Source organism: Sphingomonas segetis (assembly GCF_009720245.1).
In the GTDB taxonomy this organism is placed as follows: domain Bacteria; phylum Pseudomonadota; class Alphaproteobacteria; order Sphingomonadales; family Sphingomonadaceae; genus Sphingomicrobium; species Sphingomicrobium segetis.
In genome coordinates, this window is record NZ_WJSQ01000157.1 from 1 (window position 1) to 6,053 (window position 6,053).

Annotated in this window: 2 protein-coding genes; both read right to left on the reverse strand. The window is 65.2% G+C overall.

Translation table 11 applies throughout. The features are described from left to right. On the reverse strand, positions 1 to 4,393 hold a 4,393-nt coding region (locus GH737_RS12400), incomplete at its 3' end, for a beta strand repeat-containing protein (RefSeq protein ID WP_155265120.1). 25 nt (positions 4,394 to 4,418) lie between these two features. Beyond that, positions 4,419 to 6,053: ShlB/FhaC/HecB family hemolysin secretion/activation protein (locus tag GH737_RS12405; RefSeq protein WP_230558796.1), on the reverse strand; the 1,635-nt coding region annotated here is incomplete at its 5' end.

Here is a 6,053-nt window from a genome sequence, read left to right on the forward strand (position 1 = left end):
CCGTGACGCCGCTCGCGAGCGTACCGGTGTGCAGCGTGTCGCCGGCGCGCAGCGCAATGTCGTCGCGGGCGCTGATGTCGCCGGTGGTGATCGTCCCGCCGGCGGCGATCGCGACGTCCGTCCCGCTCAGCGAGCCACCCGCGGTGACGTCGCCGTCGGCGGCGAAGTCGAGGTCGCCGCTCGCGGTGGCGACGGTCGCGACTACGATGTCGGTGCTCGAGCGCAATTTCACGCCGGTCCCGGCGCTCAGCATGCCGCCGCTGAGGATGCCGCCGGCGCCTTGCTTGGTGAGCGTGATCGATCCGCCCGCCGTGCCGTTCGCGATGGTTAGAGGACCGGCGGTGGCGATGACCGTCAGGTCGCTGTCCGCGCCGTTGGCGGTCACTGTCGGAAGGTTCACCTCCGCGGCCTGGACGAAGAGGTCGTGCCCGGTGAGCGTCTGCCCGAGCAACACATCGGCAGCGCCGGCCGAGTCGAGCGGTCCCGTGCCGCCCACGGTAACGCCGCTCGTCAGAAGGCCGACGTCGAGCGTGCCGCCGGCGCGCAGCGCGATGTCGTCGCGCGCGCTGATGTCGCCGGTGTTGATGTCGCCGCCCGCGCTGATGGCGACATCGGTAGCTTCGAGCGAGCTGTCGACCGTGACGTCGCCGGCCGCGCCGAAGTCGAGGTCTCCGGCCGTGGTTGTGACCGTGCCTGCCTCAATGTCGGTCGCCGACCTCAATTTCACACCTGTGCCCGCGGTCAGCGTCGCGGCGGTCAGGATTCCGGTCGTGCCTTCCTTGGTCAGCGTGATCGTGCCTCCGGCCGTTCCATTGTCGATGTTGAGGTCGCCGGTCGTCGCAATGACGGTGAGGTCGCTGTCGGTGCCGTTCGCGGTCACCTGCGGCAGGTTCACCTCCGCCGCCTGAACGAACAGGTCGTGTCCGGTGAGAGTCTGCCCCAGCAGAGCGTCGGCCGAGCCGTCCTGGTCGACCGGTCCCTGCCCGCCGACCGTGACTCCGCTGGCCAGGATTCCGACGTCGAGCGTTCCGCCGGCGCGCAGCGCGAGGTCGTCGCGCGCGCTGACGTCGCCGTCGACCGTAATGTTGCCGCCCGCGTCCATCGCAACATCGATCGCGCTCGCAGCGCCGTCGATCGTGATGTTGCCGCCGGCGAAGAAATCGAGATCGTCGCGGCTCGAGGTGACCGGCTTGCGCAGGCGAATGTCGGAACCCGTGCCGTTCGCGCGGATCACGTTCACCGCGATCGCGCTTCCGTCGACATCGACGTCGTGACCGGTGAGGTCGACCCCCGGAAGGAGATCGTCCGCCGCCCCGTCCACATCCACGGGGCCATTCGCGCCGATTGTCGCGCCGCTGATGAGGGTGCCGGTCGTGACGGTCCCAGGCGCGCGGATCGCAATGTCGTCGCGTGCCGTAACCGTGCCCCCAGTGATCGACCCGCCCGCGCTCAGCGCGACGTCTGCCCCGGAAATGGAGCCGGCGAAAGTACCGCTGGAATCGAGGATATCGCTACCGGCCCTCAGGATGGCGTCGCCAACGGCTGAGACGGAGCCGGTATTGTCAATGTCGTTTCCGGCGTCGAGCAGCGCCACGCCGCCGACATCGATCACGCCCGAATTGGTGATGTTGTTGCTTGCAATCAGCTGCGCATTGCCGCGCGCGGTGATCGTGCCGCTGTTGATGATGTTGATGATCGGAAGGAGTTCGCCTCCTTCGCCCGTCGTAGCCGTGGAAACAAAGACGTTGTCGGCTGTGATTTTCCCACTGTTGGTGACGTCGCCGAAGCTTGCGAAGAGGTGTGCGTCGCCCTGCGCGCTGATCGTCCCGGCGTTCGTCACATGGACGTTCGATGCCAACGCGAAATCGGAGGCAAACACGTTTGCGAATGGAAACAGGGCGCTGAGAGTTACGTCGCCACCGGCAGTGATCGCTCCGTTGTTCGCGATTCCAACGTCCACAAGGAGGTCGACGGAAGATGCCGAGAAGTTGGAGATGTCGACAACTGCAAAGATTGACGCGTCGCCGCCCGAACTGAGCGTTCCACTGTTGGTTACCCGCAAGGCCGGTGCGGCTTGAATGGTCTCTGCAGAAAATCCTTCGAGATCGATCTGCCCGCTAAGCCATGCGGAACCGCTTGCCGCGGTTGCCGAAACTGTTCCGCTGTTCGTGATCTGAAGGTTGGGATCTGTGTTGATCTTGGCTGCGTCAAAGCTGCTGAGACTCATGAAGGCACTGATCCACGCCGCGCTTCCTGCCCTGACGGTTCCACCGTTGGCTATCTCGAAGTCCGGAGTCACGCCAACGCTCGTGGCTGTGAAATCGGAAAGGTCCACATCTCCACGAATCCAAGCTACATCGTCCGCCGCGATCGTTCCGCTGTTTGTGATCTGCAGGGTCGGCGAGGCCTTGATGTCCGCTGCTACAGAGCTGCCGGCGCTCAATCCGGCAAAGCTGGACATTCCGACGAATCCGCTCACCCATGCAGCGCTGCCCGATGCATCGATCGTTCCGCTGTTCGTGATCTGAAGGTCGGCACCCACGTCGATGTGGGACGCGTCGAAATTGTCGACTTGGATCACCCCGCTCAGCCATGCGTCGCTGCCCGCAGCAATGTCTCCGCTGTTCGTGATGTTGAGATTGGTTGCCATGCCTATGGTCGTGGCAGAAAAGGCGGACGCGGAAATGGCTCCGCTTAGCCACGCGGCGCCGCCTGCGTCGATCGACCCGCTGTTGGTGATGTCCACATTCACCGTTGCAGCGATGTCGGTCGCGATGTTTTCGGACGAAGTGAACTCGGAAAGGTCAACCATCCCCTGAAGGAAGACGTCGCCGTCTGCGTCGATGCTCGAGCTGTTGGCGACGTTCACATCGGCGTCCACGTCGATGTGGCTTGCCGCGATGCCCGAGATGTCGATCCATCCGCTGAGCTCCACATCGCCTCCGGCGGTGATGGGTCCGTCGTTGATCACCCGAACGCTCGGGCTCAGGGTGGCGGTGTCCGTTGAAATGCCGGAAATGTCGATTGACCCACTGAGGGTTACATCGCCGCCCGCGTTGATCGTGCCGCTGTTGGTGACCTGCACGTCGGGCGAGCTTGCGAGCGCCGGAGCCAGCGCGGCCAGGAAAATCGTGCTGCCGCTGCCGCTCGTGCCGCCGGTGACCTGGACTTGGCCGACGAGGGTCACATCGTTGCCGGCATTGATCGTGCCACTGTTGGTGATGTGCACCGGCGATGCGGCCGCGCTGTCGCTCGCAAACGCCAAACCGGACAAAGTCACGTCAGCGCCTGCCGTGATTGTGCCGGCATTGGTGATGTCCGAATGCGCGCGCGCCAGCACATCACCGCCCGCAGTGATCTTGCCATTGTTCTCGACGAAGCGCGGCCGATAGCGGACTCCGCCGCTGATCGCGCCCGCCAAAACTACGTCTCCCGTAGCGCTGAGATTGCCGTCGTTCCTGATACCGCCCGGTGACTCGGCGACTTCATCGCTTTCCGTTCGCGCAGCGATGTTGAGAACGATGTCGCCGCCTGTACTTCTTGTGGCGGTGATGGAGCCCGAGTCGGTGATGGACAGCAGGGCATTTTCGGCACTGTCCGAAGTTTCCATGAAGGCGGTGACGTCTTGACCGGAAACCGACCCGCCGATGGTGATCGCATCATCGCGCGGTGTGGGCCGGTAGATACGAAAGCTGATCCGGCTGCCGGGATCGGCAGGGACTCTGATCTGGTTGCCGGCCACGAGCCCCACACCGCTCGCCGCGGTGATCGAACCGCCGGCTTGCACGTCGACGAAAGCGCCGAGAAGCGTCAATGGTCCGGAGCTCGTATCGACCTGCGCGCCATCCTGAACGGTGACTCCAGTCGTCACAACGTCGAGACTGTCGCCAAAGAAATAATAGAGATTTGGATCCGTTGGTTCGAGCGTGTCGAGCACTCCTCCCGCGAGGAAATCGTCGTCATCCACGTCGAGCGTGCTCGCGACCAGCGACCCCACGTCCACGCTGGCGCCATTGCCGAAGATGATCCCGGCCGGGTTGATCAGGAAAACCTCGATCCAGGGATCGGACGTCAATCCCCCGTTGATGTCCGACTGGCTGATGATGCCCGTGGACGGATCGCCGACGACCCTGTTCAGGACCGCCTGAACAGTGTTCGGGCCATCGAAATCGACCGTGTACCCCTGGCCGACATCGAAGCTTTCCCAGTTGATGGCGGTTCGCGGTGCAGTGAGGCCGACTGTCATGGTGTGGCCGTCGCCGGACGTGGTTACGCTGCCCGCCGAAGGATTCACCGGGAGGTTCTGCGCCGCGGCCCCGGCGGGGAGCGCCAGCGATGCGGCAACCGCCGTCGAAAGGAGGAGCTGGAACCGGATGCTGGACGCGGAGACCATGGTCGAACTCTCCTACTCGCGAATACTACCTCACAGGTGAGAACAGCCCCGTCAGGGACAGAAGGAACCGGGCGGGCGGCTTGGGGCCGGTGGGGAACGGGCGATCGAGCGGCTTGGCGTAGGTCGCCTCGACCAGGAAATAAGGTGCGATCACGGCGCGGACGCCAGCGCCCACCGAGGCGATGCTGCGCCCATGCTCGGTGCTGAAGCGGTCGAGGTTCCACACCCACACATTGTCGTAGAAACCGAACAGCTGGACGCTCGTCCGCGGCTTCTGAAGCACTTGCGCGCGAATTTCCGGACGCAGCGCGATGGCGCGGTCGGCAGTAACGGCGCCCGGATCGTAACCGCGGCCGATCGTGTAATTGCCGACCGAATATTCCTCGAAATTGAGGAGCGGGTGGTTAGCCCATTGCGCAGCGGCATCGAGGGCAACGCTGAACACCGACGGCAGCTGCGCGACTGCGCCCCCTTCGGCGCGCACGACGAACGCCTGGGGGTCGCCCTCGGTGCGAGACGCGAGAATGCTGTAGCGGTCCGACGCACCGAAAATGCCAAGACCCTTGCGCAGCTCGAGCGCGCCGTGGAGCGAATAGAGATCGCCGCCGTTCAGCAGCGGCTCGCGGAACCCGGCTTCCGCACGCAGGAAGGCGACGCGCAGCTTGTCGTCGGTGATCAGCCCGAAGCTGGAGTGGGTGCGCTGCTGCAGCAGATCGAGCCCGCCGCGGAGATTCAGCGACGTGCGGCGCGCACGCATCACAGGCGCGGTGACATAGGCCCGCGCGATCAGCGAGTTGGAGCGCAGGTCGAGGATGTCGTTGGGGTCGATGTCGTGCAGGTCGGGGCGCGACCAGGCGTAAGCGAAGTCGGCGCCAAGCCCGAGCCCGCTGTTGCCGAGCCCCATCTGATGGCCGACCTGCACGACCTGCTGCTCGTCGAGATCGGTCGTCGTCGAGCCGGCGAGGTAGGTGAGGTCCTGCGCGCCGGTCAGCCCGTAAATCTCGCCCCGTCCGTAAACCGTGTAGCGTCCGAGCGCCTTCGATCCGAAATTGTTGACGTTGGCGAGGATCTTGAACGGCTGGTAGTAGACGCTGAGTTCGCCGATCAGCTCGCCCGGCTTCGTGCGTGCCGGAGCGAGCGTGAGCCGCACTTCGACGCCCGGAATGTCGCTCGCGAGAAGCAGGATGCGCTCGGCTTCATACTGGTTGAACGGGTCGAGCGCCTTGAGCTGCTCGGCGCGCGCGGCAAGCTCGGCCCGGAACGGCGGCGCGTCGCCGCGCATGTGCACGTCGACCAGATGGCCGGTGACGACCTCCAGCCGCAGATGCCCGGTCTCGATCCGCTGCGGCGGGATCTGGACCGCGGCGATATAGCCCTGGCTGCGCAGCCGGGCGGTGGCATCGTCGCGAATGTCGCAGACCACTGCGATCGGGCGCTCGCCCGCCGGCGGCTGGACGCCGGCAAGGAGGTTGCGGATGACCGGCGCGAGCTCGGCGCCGTCGGGGCCGGTGAAATCGACCGCCGTGATGTTCGCGCGCACGTCGGAATCGCGCAGCGGGCATGGCTCGGTCCTGAGCGCATCGCCGGCCTCGACCCGCGCACCAGAAAAGGTCCGGCACCTCGGCGTTGAACCCATAAACCGGCAGCCGGTCCGGCGCGA